Source organism: Williamsia deligens (genome assembly GCF_024171765.1).
Lineage (GTDB): Bacteria > Actinomycetota > Actinomycetes > Mycobacteriales > Mycobacteriaceae > Williamsia_A > Williamsia_A deligens.
This window is the reverse complement of sequence record NZ_JAMTCI010000001.1, coordinates 386,617-403,855: the sequence shown is the minus strand read 5'-3', so window position 1 is coordinate 403,855 and position 17,239 is coordinate 386,617. Positions and strand designations below refer to the sequence as shown.

Below are 17,239 nucleotides of genomic sequence, written 5' to 3'. Positions count from 1 at the left end.
CCGCGCCGCGATGCGTTGCACCCACGACAACCCGTACCCGACCGACGAGGTGACCAGAGTGAACTTCAAGCAGCTCGCCGACAAGGCCAAGGCCGTCGTGCAGAAGAACCCGCAGTACATCGACAAGGGCGCCGACGCGGTGAACAAGGCGACCAAGGGCAAGTACTCCAGCCAGGTCGACAAGGGCCGCGACGCCGCGAAGAAGTTCGGCCAGCAGCGCTAGTGCAGCTCTCGCGGGTCGCCCGCGTGACGACGGCCGCGATCACCCTGGTGGTGGTCGCGGCCGCGTGTTCTCCGGGGACACCCCCCGACGGCGCGGACGGCGCGCGATCGTCGTCGAACTCGGCGTCGTCGGAGGTGTCGTCGTCGCTTCCGGCGCCCGTCGCGGTCGCCGACCGCGGCAGTGTCGTGTCGCAGGCGCCGATGCGGGTCGACGCGGACGGTCCTCTGGCCGGGTACGACGTCACCCGCATCGTCTACCGGTCCAATGCGGGGTATGCCCCGGGCGACCCCGACGGCGACTTCGGCGTCCGGGTCTCGGGCATCGTCGTCACACCCGACGGCGCGCCCCCCGCGGGCGGGTGGCCGGTGGTGGCGGTCGGTCACGGCACCACCGGCACCGACGAGAACTGCGCGCCGTCCCTGCATCCGGACCTGCTCGGATACGCGACACAGATCGCCCGACTCGTCCGTGCCGGGTCCGTCGTGACGGCGACGGACTATGTGGGCCTCGGTGAACCCGGGACCCCGCACCCCTACCTGATCGCCCGCAGCGCGGCCTACTCGATGATCGACGCCGTCCGCGCCGCGCGCCGCGTCGTCCCCGACACCTCGGACCGGTGGGCCGCCCTCGGCAGTTCCCAGGGCGGACAGGCCGCCTGGGCCGCCGCGGAGTGGGCGGGTACCGACTACGGCAGCGGGCTGCGGTTCGTGGGGGCGGCTGCACTGGCCCCCGCCGCCGACGTCGCGCCGATCGCCGACGGTTACGACCGCACACCCTTCCGCGCGCCGACCTTCACCACCCTGCAACTCGGGTTGATCCCGCTCGTGCTCGACGGCCTGAAAACCGTCGACCCCGGACTCGACGAGTCGCAGTACATCCGGGGTGGCCTCGCCGCAGGAGGCGCCGCGTTGGCGGCGTGCGGCGAGGGCAGCGAGTTCCAGAAGTACTCGGCGCTCACCCAGGTCCGTCCGGGTGACGCGACCGTCGCCTCCCCAGAGGCGTTACGCGCCCTGCACGACATGCTGGCCCGGTCCTCGTTGCCGCGACGGCGAGCGGCCGGCCCCTTGTTCGTCGCCTACGGCAGTCGCGACCAGCTCGTCACACCGGCATGGACCGCAGGTGCGGTGCGGCGGGCCTGCGTGATGGGCGACACCGTCGACGTCACCGTCGAGGCGGGTCGCGGTCACACCGATCTGCAATCCGGACCGGAGGCGGTCACATGGATCGGCGACCGGTTCGCGGGCCGGGCGGCTCCGTCGTCCTGTTGACGCCCGGCGTCACCGATGCGACCCCTATCCTGATCGCCATGGCATCCGTGAAGGAAACCGTCTCCGTCCCACTGACTCCCGACGTCGCCTGGGGTCACGTGCAGGACCTGTCCCGTTTCGACGAGTGGCTCACCATCCACGACGGGTGGCGCAGCGACCTCCCCACCCCCGACCAGATGAGCAAGGGCACCAAGGTGTCCAGCGTCGTCGCCGTCAAGGGCACGCGCGTGCGGTTCGACTGGACCGTCGACACCTTCGACCCGCCGACGAAGGTCGGGCTGAAGGGCAACGGCAAGGGCGGCGTCAAGGTGAAGCTGGCGTTGTCGGTGGCACCCGACGGCGACGGTTCGACCGTCACCATCGACCTCGACCTGGGCGGCCTGCCGATGATGGGCCCCGCGGGCAAGGCCGCGGCCAAGCTCGTCTCGTCCGACCTGCGCGAGTCGCTCGCGAAGTTCACGGCCACCTTCGCCGGGTAGGCGCCGCAGCCGGCGCTCGGCTATATTCCGTCCGATTCGACAGGTTCGTCGGGGGACGGGGGATCGATGGGGCGCCATGCGGTGGGTGCTGCTCCGCAGCCGGGTCGGCGCGCGTCCGCGCCGGTCCGTCGTCGACGTCGCCTCTGGATCCCGCTGGTCCTGATCGTCGCGTGCCTGGTGGCAGCGGGGGTCACGTGGCGGGTGCTGTCACAGGACGGTGCCGACTGCTCGTCGCGGACGACGGTCACCGTTGCGGCCGATCCGTCCATGACGACACCGCTGAAAGCTGTGACGCCGTCGGTGTCCGCCGCGTCCTGCTACGACTACACCGTCACGGCGGTCGCCGGGGCCGCGGTGGCTGGGCAGCTCGGTCGAGGGTCCACGGCGCCCGACCTGTGGGTCGCCGACTCCTCGGAGCGCGCCGCGACCGTCCTCGGGCAGGTGCGCCTCCCCGTCGATCCGGTGGGGTCCCTGGCCTCGTCACCTGCTGTCGTGGTCGGTCGGAACCTGTCGACCCTGCGGTCCTGGGTCGACGTGATGCGACTGCCCGGGCTGCGCATCGGGAGCCCCATCACGACCAGCACCGGCAATGCCCCCATCGCCGGCGCCGTCGCAGCCGTCGAGAAGGGCACGCTGACGTCCAAGCAGCTCACCGACGCGATGACCGTCCTCGCCATCCAGCAGGGCAACATCCGCGCCGAGGACGACAGCGAGGAGAACCGTCTCGCGCTCGCCGACTCCGCGGGGAGCCCCACCGTCACCAGTGAGCAGCAGTTCGTCGACTACCGACGTGCGCACCCCGGTACCGCGCTCACCGCAGCCGTCCCCACCGACGGGACCGTCTTCCTCGACCACCCGATGCTCGTGACAGCCGGTGTCGGCGAGCGCGACACGGCCCGCGACGGCGGGCGTCGACTCGCGGCCGCCATGTCCTCACCCGAGGGTCTCGCCGCGCTGCGGGACGCCGGTTTCCGGCCGTCGTCGGCCGAGCCGTTGCCCGGTGCGGGCGTCGGGCGGGTGCCCGCCGTGGTCGTCACGGACACCGCGGCCCGGGAGAAGACGCTGCGGCAGTGGGCCGTCGTCGCCGAACCGATCCGCACCCTCGTCGCCCTCGACGTCTCGGGATCGATGTCCGAGAGCGTCGGCGACACCACCCGCGCCGACCTCCTCGTGCAGGCCGCGCTGGCGGGGAACAAGCTGTTCCCCAACAACACCGAGATCGGTCTGTGGTTCTTCTCCACCGACAAGGGTGGGCCCGGGCAGGACTGGACGGAGATCGCCCCGATCGAGCGGGAGGACGCCCGGCGACCCGACGGGCGCACGCAGCGCGAGTACCTCGACAGCCGCGCCGAGGACTACGAGCAGTACATCGGCGGGGGGACCGGTCTGTACGACACCACCCTGGCGGCGTACCGGAAGGTCCTCGACTCCTACGACCCCAGCTACTCGAACAGCATCATCGTCCTCACCGACGGTCGCAACGACGATCCCGACAGCATCTCCCTCGACGAGCTGACGCGCCGGATCCGGCAACTGGCCGACCCGGCCCGCCCCGTCGAGATCGTCACCATCGGCATCTCTGACGACGTCGACACGCAGGCGTTGAAGCAGATCTCGGCGCTGTCCCCGGGCGGCACGAGCTACGTCGCCCGGGAACCCGGGGACATCGCGAACGTCCTGGTCAACGCGGTTGCCGCGCGGGTGACCGCCGCCGGTCGCTGACGCCGTCCCGCGTGTTCGAAAAAACCGGCCGCCCCGACCCATCCACGCCACCCCACGCACCGAACCTCGTGTGCGACGCCCGTTGCATGTAACGGGGTGGGGCCGTTGCGCGACTGACGAGGCAACTCGCAGAGCACGACGAGGAGACCGACAATGGCGAATCCGGGTACCACCACCGTTCATCGCCGAACACTGTCGACGACGTCGTCGCGAGCCCTTCTCGCCGTGGCCGACGACCACCGCATCGACCCGGAGATCGTCGTCGCCGCGGGCCTCGTCGCGTACCGCGGCCCCGGTCCGGCGACCACCGCCCCGCGTGTCGGGGTCGCAGTGTCCGGTGGCGCACGGATCGCTCCCGTCGACCTGCCGGTCAGCGCGCGCCACACCGTGTCGGGCCTGATCGTCCGCGTGGGCGCCTGCGTGGACGCACCCGTCGATCCCGACCCGACGGTGGCCCCGCGCGATGTGGCGGTCGCGGCGGGCGGCACCGAGGACGTGACCGCAGCTCTCGCCGCCGTCCCCGTCGTCGTCTGGTGCACAGTCGGCCGTTCCGGGGAGGTGACCCTCGAACTGTCGACGGTCGGTGGCGAGGACCATGGTGACCACCTGGGCCGCTTCGTCGAGTTCCTCGGCCGCTTCGTCGTCGCCGGTCGCGCACCGGTCGGGTCGCTGCAGGTCGTCTCCGAGGCCGAGCGCGTCCACATCCTCGACGAGTGGAACGCGACCGCAGAGCTGACGGCGCCGGCCACCCTCGTCGACCTGCTGGAGATGGGCATGTCGCGCGATCCCGATCGCGCCGCCGTCGTCACGACCGACGGCGTCATCTCCCATGGCGACCTCGACTGCTACGCCAACCGCGTCGCCCGTGCCCTCCTGGCCACCGGGGTGAGCCCGGGCTCGGTGGTGGGTGTCCTGTGCGAGTCGACACCCGCGGCGATGGTCGCCACCCTGGCCGTCCTGCGTGCCGGCGGGAGCGTGCTGGTGCTCTCGACCCGCAGCACCGCCCCGGAGACCATCGTGCGCATCGCCGAAGCGCGTGCCACCCGCGTCGTCACCGACATCGCCGCCGCAGCCGTCGTCCCGCCGTGGGTGGAGATCGTCTCCATCGACGACGAGGAGCTCGTGTACCACCCCGACGAGCCGGTCACCGTCGACGACGGCGCCGGCCGCGGTCATCTGCACGCGGTCGCCGAGGTGGTCATCCACCGTCGCGGCGACGAGCTGGCGGCGTTGTCGACGTCGCACGGCGCGTTGGCGAACCGGCTCGCGTGGACGCTGAGCGCGTGGGCGGGCGATCGCGACGCCGACGACATGCAGGTGGTCGTCCCCGTGCACGCACACAAGCTCCGCGACGTCTGCGACATCATCTGGACCCTGGTGCTCGGGGCGACCGCACACGTCACGGTCGGCCACGGGTACGACAGACCGCTCGCCGGCACCGGTGCCGTCGCCGAGGCGGGCGGAGCTGCTTTCCGAACCGGTGAGGACCGACGTCCGGGCTGGAACGTGGAGGCCTACGTCCTGGACGCCCATCTGCGCCTGGTTCCGCCGGGCACCACCGGTGACCTGTACGTGGCGGGCGTCCAACTGGCGCACGGCTGGTCGCGCGACCCGTCGGGGACCGCGAACCATTTCGTGGCCAACCCGTTCCGTCCGGGCGAGCGGATGGTCCGGGTCGGACAGGTGGCGTCACCGGGCGGGCGGACCGAACGGTCCGACACCGACGTGCTCCGGCGGGTCGTCGCCGCCGTCGGGACGGCGGACGCCGTCGGGTCGCGGACGGCCCGGACAGACGAATACCGCCCGGCCGGAAGCGGTTTCCCCACACGGTGACAGGGAGCGCTCCCGACCGGGCGGACCCGGATCGTGCGACGCGTTACAGGATCGTCAGCATCTCGTTGTAGGTCGGCAGCGGCCACAGGTCGTCGGCGACGAGGGTCTCGAGGGTGTCCGCGGCGACGCGCACCGCGGCCATCGCGGGGATGAGCGTCTCGAGCGCATACGTCGACTCCTCGAGCTCCGATTCGCCGTGGAACGCCCCGATGCCCTCCTCGAGGGTGGCCAGCGAGGTGCTCAACTCGCCGATCGCCGTGGTGATGTCGGACAGCAGCGGGTTGGTCGCGTCGAGACCGGCGGCCTTGACGTTGACCGCGACGCCCGCCAGCTCACCCTGGTACCGCAGGGCGGTCGGCAGGATCATGGTCTTGGCGATCTCGGCGGTCTCCTTGGCCTCGACCAGGATGGTGAGCGCGTACTGCTCGAGGATGACGTCCTTGCGGGCCTCGAGCTCCCGTGCGGACAGGACGCCGTAGCGCTCGAACAGCTCCTCGTTCTCCGCCTCGGCCATGAACGGGACGGCGTCGACGGTGGTGCGCAGGTTCTTCAGGCCGCGGGCGGCCGCCTCCTCCTGCCACGCGTCGGCGTATCCGTCGCCGTTGAAGATGACCGCGCCGTGATCGGTGATGATCTGCTGGAGGACCGACTGCACGGCCGCGTTGAACTCGGTGCCGTCGGTGGTCAGCTTCTCGATCTCGGTGGCCAGGTAGTCGATCGAGTCGGCGAGGATCGTGTTGATGGCGACCATGGGATCCGAGATCGACTGGTTGGATCCCGGTGCGCGGAACTCGAACCGGTTGCCGGTGAACGCAAACGGGCTGGTGCGGTTGCGGTCGCCCGGGTCGGCCTTGAGCGGGGGCAGGCTGTCGACGCCGAGCTCGAGCACGCCCGACTCCTTCGACTCCGTCGCGCCACCCTTGGCGATCTGGTCGAAGACATCCATGAGCTGGTCACCGAGGAAGATCGAGATGATCGCGGGCGGAGCCTCGTTCGCGCCGAGGCGATGGTCGTTGCTGGCCGACGCGACCGATGCGCGCAGGAGCCCGCCGTACTTGTGGACACCGCGGATGATGGCCGCGCAGAACACGAGGAACTGCACGTTCTCGTGCGGGGTGTCACCGGGGTTGAGCAGGTTGCCCTGGTTGCTGTTGCCGAGCGAGAAGTTGACGTGCTTGCCCGAACCGTTGACGCCGGCGAACGGCTTCTCGTGCAGCAGACAGGTCATGCCGTGGTTCTCGGCGACCTTCTTCATGATCGTCATCATCAGCTGCTGGTGATCGTGGGCGAGCACCGAGCGCTCGAAGACCGGCGCGAGCTCGAACTGACCGGGGGCGACCTCGTTGTGGCGGGTCTTCGACGGGATGCCGTGCTTGAACAGCTCGCGGTCGAGGTCGATCATGAAGCCCAGCACGCGATCCGGGATGGCACCGAAGTAGTGGTCGTCGAACTCCTGGCCCTTGGACGGCTTGGCGCCGAACAGGGTTCGCGACGTGGTCATGATGTCGGGACGTGCGTAGTAGAAGTGCTCGTCGATGAGGAAGTACTCCTGCTCGGCGCCCGCGTACGACACCACGGTGTCGACGTCGTTGTGCCCGAACAGCTTCAGCAGTCGCATGGCCTGCTTGCTCATCGCCTGCTGGCTGCGCAGCAGCGGGGTCTTCTTGTCCAGGGCCTCGCCGGTCCACGAGATGAACACCGTCGGGATGCACAGCGTGTTGCCGGCCGGGTTCTCGAGGATGTAGGCGGGGCTGGTGACATCCCAGCCGGTGTAGCCACGGGCCTCGAACGTGCCGCGCAGGCCACCGTTGGGGAAGCTCGACGCGTCGGGTTCACCCTGCAGCAGGGTCTTGCCCTGGAACTCCGCGAGCGATGCACCCGAGGAGTCGGGCTCGAGGAACGAGTCGTGCTTCTCGGCGGTGAAACCGGTGAGCGGGTAGAAGACGTGCGCGTAGTGCGACGCGCCCTTCTCGATGGCCCAGTCCTTCATCGCGTTGGCGACGACGTCGGCGATGGTGGGATCGAGGGCGACACCCTCGTCGATGGTGGCGGAGACCTTCTTGAACACGCTCTTGGGGAGCCGGTCCTTCATGGCCGACTTGTCGAAGACGTTGACGCCGAAGAGCTCGGCGAGCGGCGCCCCCGCCGTGGCGCACTCCGGCGTGCTGTGGGCGGTTACCGCCTTGATCGCCTCACGGCGGGAAATGCTGCCACTCATCTGTTCACCCCTGATGTCCGATCCGCGCCGATGGCGCCGATGCTGGTCTCGAAACCTCAGGCGACGGTAGGTCTGGCAGATCGCCGAGGCGTTTCCGTCGTGTGACGCCCAGGAAACACGGCCGGTCAGCGCGTACCGGGGGAGTGAGTGCTTCGCAAGCCTAGCGACCGGTGGCGTCGTGCGCAGGGTGCGCGTCAGCAGCGGCGCCCGCGAGGAGCTCGACGAATCCCTCCACCGCCCCGAGGGAGCCACCCGACGGCCGCCATGCCGCGAGGATCGGCGTCGCCGGGATGCCCGGGATGCGACGGAACACGACACCGGGGTGGGAGACCCGCGAGCAGATCAGGTCCGGGACGGCGCTGATCCCGCGCCCCGCCGCGGTGAGTTCGATCCACTCGTCGAAGTTGTTGCAGTGCACGACGACGCGATCGGGGTCGACGCGGTCCCACGACTCCGGACGGGTCGTCCCCGAGGCGTCGTTGACGATGACGGGTTCGGCGGCGAGATCATCCCAGTGCAGGTCGGGCCGGGTCACGAGGTCGGACGTCGCGCACAGGGCGACCACACGCTGCTCCGTGGCCAGCACGCGGGAGGTCAGACCGGCATCGGGATCCACGCCGACCCGGCTGATCGCCACGTCGACCTCGGCGCCGAGGACCGCCGCGAGCGGGTCGTCGAGTCGGCGGACGTCGACGATGCCGCCGCCGAGCTCGTGGCGACGTGTGGCGTCGCCGAACCAGTGGGGCAGGAGCCAGGCGAACCCGACCCGCACGCGCGATCCCGCGCGCATCCGAGCCGTCAGCCCGTCGAGGTCGCCGAGGATGCGACGGGCCCCCTCGACGAACTCCGCGCCCGCTGCGGTGAGGCTCGACGACCGCGACGTCCGCGCGACCAGGTCGCACCCCACCACCCGCTCGAGGTGCTGGACGGTCCGGGTCAGGGCCGGCTGGCTGACGGTGAGTGCTGCCGCCGCCGCCGTGAAGGTGCCGTGATCCGCCAGGGCGACGATCGCGCGGAGATGCCGCACCTCCGGTTCCATGCGTGCAGGTTATACCCGATGCTCAACCGGCATTTCTCTCCATTGGATCCGGTGTCTAGCGTCGTCGGGGTGAGAGACATCCTCGGCCGTCATCAGCGCGTCGCCTGGGCCGGCGCCGGTGGGCTGGTCGCGGCCATGGGCGTCGGACGGTTCGCGTTCACGCCGCTGCTCCCACTCATGGAGTCGGCGGACGCGGTCACCCCGTCCGGGGGCGCCGTGGTCGCCACCGCGAACTACGCGGGGTATCTCGTGGGCGCGGCCGCTCTCGCTGTGCGTCCCCGCATCAACACCTCGATGCACCTGCGGTTCTGGGCGGGTGTGCTGATCGCATCCGAGGCCGCGATGGCCGTCGCATCGGGGATCGCGGCGTTCTCGGCACTGCGCCTCCTCGCGGGCGTGGCCAGCGCGGTCATCTTCGTCGGCTGCATCAGCACCGTCACCGCGGCGCGACGTCACGGCGCGTCGACGGCGGTGACGTTCGCGGGTGTCGGCATCGGTATCGCCCTGAGCGGCGCGATCATCGCCCTCGTCGGGTCGAGCCTCGACTGGCGGTCGCTCTGGCTGGTCGCCGCGGCCCTGACGGCACTGTTCCTCGTCCCCGTCCTCGCGACGAGGATCGAACCGGAGTCCGCGGCGCCGGCGACAGCCCCGGACGCCGCGGGCCGCCCGTCCCATCGGCCGGCGTGGCGGTTCCTGCTCGCGTCGTACTTCCTCGAGGGCGTCGGCTACATCGTGATCGGCACGTTCCTCGTCGCGGCCGTCGGTGCGGGGTCGAGGACGTCGGTGGTCGGACCGCTGGTCTGGCTGGTCGTGGGAATCGCCGCGGCACCGTCGGTCGCGATCTGGGCCAGAGCCGCAGCACGTTTCGGCGCACAGCGTGTCCTGGTGGTGACACTGCTCGTGCAGACGGTCGGTGCGGTGCTCCCGGCGGTGTCGTCGTCGGCGGCCGTGGCGGTCGTGGCGGCGGCGCTGTTCGGCATGACGTTCCTCGGTGTCGTCGCGGTGACCATGTCCGTCGGGGCGGCACTCCCGGTCGCGCGGACCGCAGCCGTCCTGACCGCCGTGTACGGCGTGGGTCAGATGCTGGGGCCCCTGGTAGTCGCGCCGGTGATCGGGTCGTCGTACGACGTCGCGTTCTCGGTGGCCGCGGTCGTCCTTCTCCTCGCCGCGGCGGCGGCGGTCGGCGTGGCACGCACGATGCCGTCGACGGCTGCGCCGGACCTGCCGTCCACGGCTGCGCCGGACCGCCCTGCCGTAGACTCCCCGACGTCAGCCTTCGTAGCTCAGGGGATAGAGCAACCCTCTCCTAAAGGGTAGGTCGCAGGTTCGAATCCTGCCGAGGGCACCAAGAATGACCAGCTAGACGCGCAAATCGGCCCTCCGGAAGTAAGGCGGACGGTGGTCCATGCAACCCCCGTGCTACCCAACACGCGCAACCGGTTCGTGTCGGGGGTGCATGAGACTATCTACGAGTGACCGAGCCAACACAGCCTGCGCCGCTACCGGCCCTTACCAATACGTCTGACTGGTTCGCAGCCCCGGACTGGTCGCTGCAAATTATGGCCGATAGCGCCAACGACTTCGGCATCGGCTTCGCAGTGACTCTTTTCATGCCGTGGGGCCGTGCATCGGGGCTAATCAATTCCGCGGAGTCATACTTCGAGTGGGGATTTTCGACCGCTCAGGGCATGATTCCGGATGACCTCGAGGATGGCGCTCGGGCTCTTGCTACAGCGCATTCTCAGTGGTTCGAGAAATGGCGTGAACAGATGAAGAAGCGCCGTGAAGAATCGCAACGCCGGAGTGACGGTGGCGAGAACGAGGAAACTACTGATCTCAATGGATCGGGTATGCCAGGTTTCATCCACCTGTCGGACGTGACCTGCTACTCACCTGCGCCCGTTCACTTCGACTTCCTTCGCGTCAAGATCCAGGCGGTTACCGGCTGGACGCTCGGGCGGTCGTGATGGCTCTAATTCGCGACGCATGGAACGGTATGTGGTCACTCACGTCTGACAACTGGTCGGCTATCGGAACGTGGGCAGCCGTCGGCGTCGCGGTCGTCGCGGCAGCGTTCGCGCTTCGGCAAGTTCGCGAGGCTAGGCTCACTCGTGATGAGCAGGCGCAGCCGACTGTAGTCATGTACTCCGAGCCGATGGCCGCAGATTGGCAATTTCTAGAGCTAGTTATCAAAAACTTCGGTCAGACGCCCGCCTACGACATTGAGGTTCATCTAGACACGCCGCCGGAGGTGAGCCCGGATTACGAAGGTGCCGACATTACGACGGTAGCTATCCCGCAGGTAGTCCCAATACTCGCACCGTTTCAGGAATGGCGAGCACTCTGGGATCACGCGCCGAGTCGTCTCGGTCTTGAAAACATTCGTAGTAGGCACGTGGGGCACATCAGCTACCGGGGTGATCGCAAAAAGCGCCAGCACTGGTACAAGCCATTTTCTCGCGACTACGACCGGTATTCGTCGCCTGTGGACCTGAACTTCAACATGCTGAAAGACACGCGCAGAGTAGACCAGAAGACCATCCACGACGTTGCAAAGATCTTGGACCGTCGACTGGATTCGACGGCGGATCAAATCGCAAAGATCGCAACAACTGTTCAGGCCTTTTCTCGTAGCGAGCACAATGGCGTGTGGGTATATCTAGCCGACGCTGACAAAGAACGCGACCATAGACAAGCGGAGGCACGCGAGCGGGCCGAAGAGTCGCGTCGCACTCGCGAATGGGCCGACAGCTTATTCCAGCGACCAGAAGACCGGGCAGTAGACGAAACAGCTACAGAAGTGCCGTCACCTGCCGAGCCGGACCACCAACCGTCGCCAACGGACGACTGAGTGGCGCGGCTTTTCCGCCCTCGGCTTCGGAGATGTAGTCGGCGTAGACGGTGAGCGTGGTGACGTAGCTGGCGTGGCCCAGCCACTTGCTCACCTGCATGTAGTGCTCGCCGGCCGAGAGGGACAGTACGGCGAACGTATGCCGCAGGTCATGCCAGCGGGCGGGCGGCAGGCCACACGCGGCCATGGCCGGGGCGTAGTAGTTCCGCGCCACGTTGCTGGTATCCATCGGCTCGGTCCACTTGTAGGTGTTCGCGATGGCCTCGCCATTCAGGCCCGCCGCCAGATCGCTCTGCCGTACGCCCGCCGCTTTGGCCTCGGCGCGGGTCATGCGGCCCGGGAAGAGCGGCGCCGAAGGGTTCAGCCGCAGTGGATGCCGAGCCAAGTACGCGCGCAGGTCGTCGGCCAGCCACGCGTCTATTGGCACCACGCGGGTGCTGCGCACCGACTTAGGCGTGCCCACCGCCCACTGCCCGCCCCGCCGAGTCTTGGTGCGAGACACCGCCACCATGCCCATCGCGCCGGGTGTGCGGGGCAGCGTGACATCCCCGATCTCCAGGCCACGTAGCTCTCCTGCCCGCAGGCCCGTGTACGCGCTGAACGTAACCGCCAGGGCATACGCCGGCTGGAGCTGAACTGTGCCGATGTGGTGCGCCACGCCCGCTACCTGCGGCCCGCTGAGGGGTTGCGGGGCGAAGTCGGCCGCTGCTTCCTGCCCCGAGGTGCGCGCCGTGGCCGACTGCCGGGGGAGCGGCACCGAATGCACCGGGTTGGCCTTGATGGCGCCGTCCACCACGGCCACATCGAAGATGCGCCGCAGTACGTCGTAGGCCTCTTTCACGGTGCCGTGTTTCAACACAACGGTTTGCGGCGTGCCGTCGGGGTTGGTCGGTTGCGCGGCGCTGTCGGAGCGAGTGTCGTAGCTGCGGCGTGGCCGGGGTGCCAGCATCGCGCTGCGGAAGTGCCTTACGTCGGCAGCGGTGATGGTGGCGATAGCGCGCTCGCCGAAAGCGTCAGCCAAGTAGCGGCGGTACACGCCCTCGGCCTTCTCCACCGTGCGGGGCTTAACCGTGCCGTGCATCGCGGAGAACAGCTCGCGCGCGTGGTAGCCGAACGGGAGATCGCCGGCCTTCCGCTGGTCGGCCAGGGCGGCGGTAGTGCCGGTATGGCGGGCGGCGTTCAGCTCGTCGCGCCGGGCCTCGGCTGCCTCGCGGGTGGGGAAGCTCTCCTGTCGGTTGCGGGTGCGCTTGCGCCCCTCGGGTTTCGCGGGGTCGGCAGGCAGGGGCAGGCCGTAGGCGTCGCGCTCCACCTCCTTCCAGATCACCTTGTAGGTCTTCACCGGCTTACCGCGCTGGCGAGCGGCGGTTTCGTATGCCTTGATCCAGGCCATCAGGCTGCCTCGCTCGCGCGCGTCTGATCCCGCTTGAGGATTCGAGCCACGGTGCTGCTGCACCATTCACCGCCGCGCTTGGTGGGGTGGCCTTCGGCGGTAAGTACCCGCGCGATCTCACGGGTGCCGACACCCTGAGCCGAGAGACTGCGTATCAGGGCGAGCGCGCGCTGCTCGGCCGCGACCGGAACTAGGTTGCCGTTCTTGCTGGCGAACCCGTAGGGCAGACCGCCGTGTGCGTACCCGCCTGCGGCTGCCTTGGCGTGCCGCGAGGCGACCAGGCGGTCGGTGATCATCTCGCGGTCGTATTCGGCGATGGCCCCCAGGATCGTGCGGATCAGCTTGCGGCTGGGGTCGTTGGTGGTGCCGGTGAGTAGTTCGTTCTCGCTGTCGCGCGCGGAGAGCACCACGCCGGGTGTCTTGCGGAGCAGGAGCTCCTGAATCATGACGTCGCGAGCAAGTCTGTCCAGCCGGGGCACGACGATGCCCTGCGCGGCGCCGGACTTCACAGCTGCCTCGGCCTGCATCCACCCGGCCCTGTCTTTCAGCTCGCTCGTACCGGAGATGGTGTCCTCGTGCCAACTGACGATGCGGTGGCCGTTCGCTCTGGCCCACTGTCGAATTGCCTGCCGTTGTACCTCGGGGCCGAACGCTTCTTGCTGTCGTGCGCTTGAGCAGCGCAGGTATGCAGCTAGTTTCACTGCCCACTCCTTGTGTCGTCGCTGACCGCCGAACTCGTGCCACCTGCGGTGCAGCCGTGTATGTAAACCAAGCACCACCCTACGGCGGTGTGATGCACGTCACTACTCGATAGCTGTTCTCTCGCAACCGCTTTGAGCATCTGCGTGGCGTTGAGCTGCCCGCCGGGTGTGCGGGTGCGCCCGGCCGGGTGCGGGGCCGCGTGTGTGCCCACCAGGGGCCTACGAACGGCCCCTGCGGCGGCGGGCTGCGGGCGGCGCGGGCGGTGGGTTGGTGGCGTGCAACTGCTCCAGGGCGTCCTCCATCGACAGCAGACCCGATCCATTTGGCGGTGGGGCCGGGGCCTCGAGCTGTGCGGCCTCGGGGCGCGGTGGCGCTGGGTGGGCGGGTCCGTCGTCCACCACCTCGGCGTTGATGATGTTCAGCTCCTGCGCAATCCACTCGCGGTCGGGATCGCCGGCCTTGCCGGCGGCGCCTCGCGGTCCGCCAGCGAGCACCACGTCCAGCACCTCCTGGAATCGCGCGCCCGGTTCCACTTCCACGGTGGTCTTGGCGCTCACGCCTGCGCGGTCCAGCGCATCCTTGATCGCCGCCAACTTCACCGCCGGAGGCGAGGCGTCGTCGGTAGCGATATGCAGCAGCTCTTTCGCCACTCGGTCGGCGGCCATCTCCAGGCGCACACGCGCCTTGGCCTTTACCTGTGGGCTGCGTCCACCGTGGGTGCCGCACACGTTGCCGCCGTTAATCGCCGCCCGCCTGCACGGTTCGCCGTTGGTGCGGTGCGCGCTGCACTGCCGGGGCGGTTGTCGCCCGTCCTGCCAACGCATGTCGAACTCGGCTTCCTTCTCCACCTCCTTCGATGGGTCCGGCGCGGCGGTGTCGAACTCAGGGCGGTCGATCGGGAACAGAACCTCCTCCGCCGGGGCGGGTGCTTGCGATTGGGTGGGGTCGTTCATGGTGATCTCCTGCTTGAGCGGGAGGGGGGAGTACGGGGGGTACGTGTACTCCCCCCGCCGCGATTTGCCCTATACCCGCGATTGGTAATTTCCTCTTCTACCTGGTGTTTCACAGCGCGGCGGCGCCCGCTTTTGCGGGCGAGGGGGAGTACGCGTACCCCCTGTACTCCCCCTGCGGGTGGCATTGTCGGCGGTCATCGCACGGCCTTGAACACGACCGCGTACCCGCCCTGGTCGCCGTCCTCGCGGCCCACCACACCCGCCGCCACCAGCCTGTCGACGGCCTCGTCCAGATGCTCGCGCAGATCGTTCTTCAGCCTGCTGCGCAGCTCTTTCCGGGTCAGTCGGCCCGCATCCTCGACGTGTCTGCGCACGTTGTCTATCGCCCGCTTTAGCCGACGATCCTCGACCACCTCTGCCTTGGCGATCTCGCGTTCGCCCTCGGCCCGGCCGCGCGACTGGCTCACTGCAGACGCCTGCTGACGGAGCACCTGCACGGTCTCGGTGCGCGTGCGATCGCTTACAGCGATCACTATCCCCGCCAGGTGCCAGTCCTCCTCGGTGATGGCGTCGGTCCGGCCGTTCAGCCACATCAGTCCGGCGGCGATCTTCATCCGCAGGAACAGGCCGTGGCTGTCCAGGGTGTGGCCGTGGTCGCCTCGCAGATTGCTCAGCGCCTCCGCGTCCACCTCGTCACGGACCGACTGCGGCACGCCCAAGACGTGGAAATCGTCGTGCTGTGCAGGCACGGACAGACGGAGATCACCTGGCTCTATCGCGATGGTCGCTTCGCCGTCGGCGTCGCGTTCGCCAATGAGCGTTCGCCCGTCGGTCACCAGCAGCCCGGTCGGCCATCGTGGCAGCTTCACCGGTTCGGGCTCGGCGGGGGCTCGCTTGGGGGCGTCGGAGTCCGTCGTCGGGAAGAACGCGAACCGCTGCGGGGTGCCACCGTCGGCGTCCTCGAACAGCGTGACCGATCGCCCCGGTTGCACGCCGACCGTCATCGTCATGCGGTAGCGGTGCTTGTGAATGGCGAACTTCTTGTCGTCGGCCGCGTACCCGAAACCTAGTCGCTCACCCGAGAACGCCTTTCGCGTCTCCGGTAGGAGCGTTGATCCGCTGCGGCCTTTCAACGCCGCTATCGAGTCGATCTCGGGCGCGGAGTACAGCACCGAATTGCGCACGTCGATTTGCTCGGCGCGCTTCTTGTAGGCGAACTCCTTCGGTATGCCCTCACCGCTACCCAAGGTGGCCGCGTACACCTCAGGGTTGTGATCAGCGCCTCCTCGGCGGCGGCCTCGGCGGTGCCCTTGCCTTTGCCCGACGGCGCGACGATCGCCGCGAAGAAGTTCAGGCTGCCGTGTCCTCCGCGCAGCGGCGGCAGCACAACCGACGGCGGCACCGTCGCCAGCGCCCGCGCCAAAACCACGCCGAACATGGCCCACGGCCCCACTCGCCGAGACCGCGCGAACACCCTTAGCTGCTCCAGCTCGGGGCGTGCCGTCCAGAACGCCTCTTCGTCGACCGCCACCGCAGCGGCGCCGTTCCGGTTCACCCGTTCGAGGATCTCGGCGGGGTCCGCCTGCATGGCCCGCGCCGCCGCCCAGGTGGCGGCACGGTAGAACTCGTCGCCTGTCGGCCGTGTCCGGCCGTCGGGGTTGCGACCCTCCCACGTGAACGAATCAAGGAACGCCGATTGGATTCGTCGCACGGCCTCCTCGGCGGGATATAGGCCGACCCGGACCTCGCGGAACGCCCAGGGCAACGCGTCAATCAGCGCCTCATGGCTACTGACACCGCTTCGAACGTCCTTCTCGAATTTCGCAAGGATCCCGTCCAACGCCCCGGTGCGTTCCGACCGCTGGTGGTCCGGGTTGGCCACGAACGCGTCGAACTGCTCGTTGGTAAGCGGCTCAACTTCTTCCGCCGTCACCGTTGAAAGGCACGCCCGTAGAGCCTCCGGTAGGGGCGGCAGCGGCCCCGGCTGCACCCACCGATATTCGCCGTCGTCCTTCACATGCGGGGTCGGCGCGAGAACGATGAATCCGTTCTTGCCGCGAACCTCCCCGAACGGCCGGAACGCACCCGCCCCGTTACCGAACGCACCGGGCTCGGCCGCGAACACGTAGTGCCCTCGGTCGGGGTTGTCTCGCCGGCTCAGCTGCACACGACCGCTGCGCAGACCCTGGGCGATGGCGGCGGGGAGCTCGTCAAGGCGGGCGTTGTCCAAGTCGAACGCCACGGCGCCGCTTCGACCTACGTGTCCGCCGATACCGCGGTCGGGGTCCTCGTCCCACCACCGTGCGATCTGCGCAGGATCGCGAGTGGACTCCGTTGAGAACTTCACCACCGGCTGCCCCTTCGCGCCCGGGATGAGCGGGAACACGAACCATCCGGCCTCGGCGTAGGCCAAGGCCGCTTCGCGGAGGGACAGACCGGCCACGTCGGGGATCGACGTCGGAACCCCGGAATCTATTCGAGAATCGTTCGGCTGCAACATCGTTGGATGTAGTGGTGGTGTATCCTGGGCCATGCGGCCAGACTCCTTGGCTGAACGTGGG

General features: G+C 68.8%; 14 protein-coding genes and 1 tRNA gene. 9 read left to right on the top strand and 6 right to left on the bottom strand.

Annotation, left to right across the window (positions count from 1 at the left end):
• Window positions 1–58 precede the first annotated feature (58 nt).
• The 5 genes from LX14_RS01870 to LX14_RS01850 all read left to right on the top strand — a co-directional run bounded on the left by LX14_RS01870 (window position 59) and on the right by LX14_RS01850 (window position 5,525).
• Window positions 59–223, top strand: a complete 165-nt coding sequence (locus LX14_RS01870; protein WP_253645586.1) for an antitoxin — start codon at window positions 59–61, stop codon at window positions 221–223.
• 23 nt (window positions 224–246) lie between these two features.
• Complete coding sequence (locus LX14_RS01865; RefSeq protein WP_253645585.1) at window positions 247–1,491, top strand: lipase family protein; 1,245 nt, start codon at window positions 247–249, stop codon at window positions 1,489–1,491.
• A 38-nt stretch (window positions 1,492–1,529) separates the two neighbouring features.
• On the top strand, window positions 1,530–1,970 hold the full coding sequence (locus LX14_RS01860) for a type II toxin-antitoxin system Rv0910 family toxin (RefSeq protein ID WP_253645584.1): 441 nt from the start codon (window positions 1,530–1,532) through the stop codon (window positions 1,968–1,970).
• Window positions 1,971–2,036: 66 nt separating this feature from the next.
• A complete protein-coding gene (locus tag LX14_RS01855; RefSeq protein WP_253645583.1) occupies window positions 2,037–3,692 on the top strand; it encodes a substrate-binding domain-containing protein in 1,656 nt (551 codons plus the stop codon).
• A 153-nt stretch (window positions 3,693–3,845) separates the two neighbouring features.
• Window positions 3,846–5,525: an AMP-binding protein gene (locus LX14_RS01850; RefSeq protein ID WP_253645582.1), complete on the top strand. Its 1,680-nt coding sequence runs from the start codon at window positions 3,846–3,848 to the stop codon at window positions 5,523–5,525.
• A gap of 43 nt (window positions 5,526–5,568) precedes the next feature.
• Here the strand turns inward: LX14_RS01850 and LX14_RS01845 are convergent, their stop codons facing one another.
• Window positions 5,569–7,743: a glutamine synthetase III family protein gene (locus tag LX14_RS01845; protein ID WP_253645581.1), complete on the bottom strand. Its 2,175-nt coding sequence runs from the start codon at window positions 7,741–7,743 to the stop codon at window positions 5,569–5,571.
• A gap of 160 nt (window positions 7,744–7,903) precedes the next feature.
• A complete protein-coding gene (locus tag LX14_RS01840) occupies window positions 7,904–8,782 on the bottom strand; it encodes a LysR family transcriptional regulator (protein ID WP_253645580.1) in 879 nt (292 codons plus the stop codon).
• Between LX14_RS01840 and LX14_RS01835 the strand changes: the two genes are divergently transcribed.
• The 4 genes from LX14_RS01835 to LX14_RS01820 all read left to right on the top strand — a co-directional run bounded on the left by LX14_RS01835 (window position 8,762) and on the right by LX14_RS01820 (window position 11,633).
• The gene (locus LX14_RS01835; RefSeq protein ID WP_308214111.1) at window positions 8,762–10,099 is read left to right on the top strand and encodes a YbfB/YjiJ family MFS transporter; all 1,338 of its coding nucleotides are present in this window, start codon (window positions 8,762–8,764) and stop codon (window positions 10,097–10,099) included. The two genes, LX14_RS01840 and LX14_RS01835, sit on opposite strands and share 21 nt — an antisense overlap.
• Window positions 10,055–10,130: transfer RNA gene (locus LX14_RS01830), tRNA-Arg, on the top strand. Before LX14_RS01835 ends, LX14_RS01830 begins: the two co-directional genes overlap by 45 nt.
• 124 nt (window positions 10,131–10,254) lie before the next feature.
• On the top strand, window positions 10,255–10,749 hold the full coding sequence (locus LX14_RS01825) for a GvpU-like protein (protein ID WP_253645579.1): 495 nt from the start codon (window positions 10,255–10,257) through the stop codon (window positions 10,747–10,749).
• Entirely contained in the window at window positions 10,749–11,633 is an 885-nt protein-coding gene (locus tag LX14_RS01820) for a DUF8453 domain-containing protein (RefSeq protein WP_505011335.1), read from the top strand. Before LX14_RS01825 ends, LX14_RS01820 begins: the two co-directional genes overlap by 1 nt.
• Here the strand turns inward: LX14_RS01820 and LX14_RS01815 are convergent.
• From LX14_RS01815 to LX14_RS01800, 4 genes are all read right to left on the bottom strand, one after another.
• Complete coding sequence (locus LX14_RS01815) at window positions 11,575–13,023, bottom strand: tyrosine-type recombinase/integrase (protein ID WP_253645577.1); 1,449 nt, start codon at window positions 13,021–13,023, stop codon at window positions 11,575–11,577. The genes LX14_RS01820 and LX14_RS01815 overlap by 59 nt on opposite strands.
• The gene (locus LX14_RS01810; RefSeq protein WP_253645576.1) at window positions 13,023–13,724 is read right to left on the bottom strand and encodes a recombinase family protein; all 702 of its coding nucleotides are present in this window, start codon (window positions 13,722–13,724) and stop codon (window positions 13,023–13,025) included. The genes LX14_RS01815 and LX14_RS01810 overlap by 1 nt, the downstream gene beginning before the upstream one ends.
• A gap of 219 nt (window positions 13,725–13,943) precedes the next feature.
• The gene (locus LX14_RS01805; RefSeq protein ID WP_253645575.1) at window positions 13,944–14,678 is read right to left on the bottom strand and encodes a hypothetical protein; all 735 of its coding nucleotides are present in this window, start codon (window positions 14,676–14,678) and stop codon (window positions 13,944–13,946) included.
• Window positions 14,679–15,816: 1,138 nt separating this feature from the next.
• Window positions 15,817–17,178 carry a bifunctional DNA primase/polymerase gene (locus LX14_RS01800; protein ID WP_253645574.1) on the bottom strand — a complete coding sequence of 454 codons (1,362 nt, stop codon included), beginning with the start codon at window positions 17,176–17,178 and terminating at the stop codon, window positions 15,817–15,819.
• Between the last annotated feature and the right edge of the window lie 61 nt (window positions 17,179–17,239).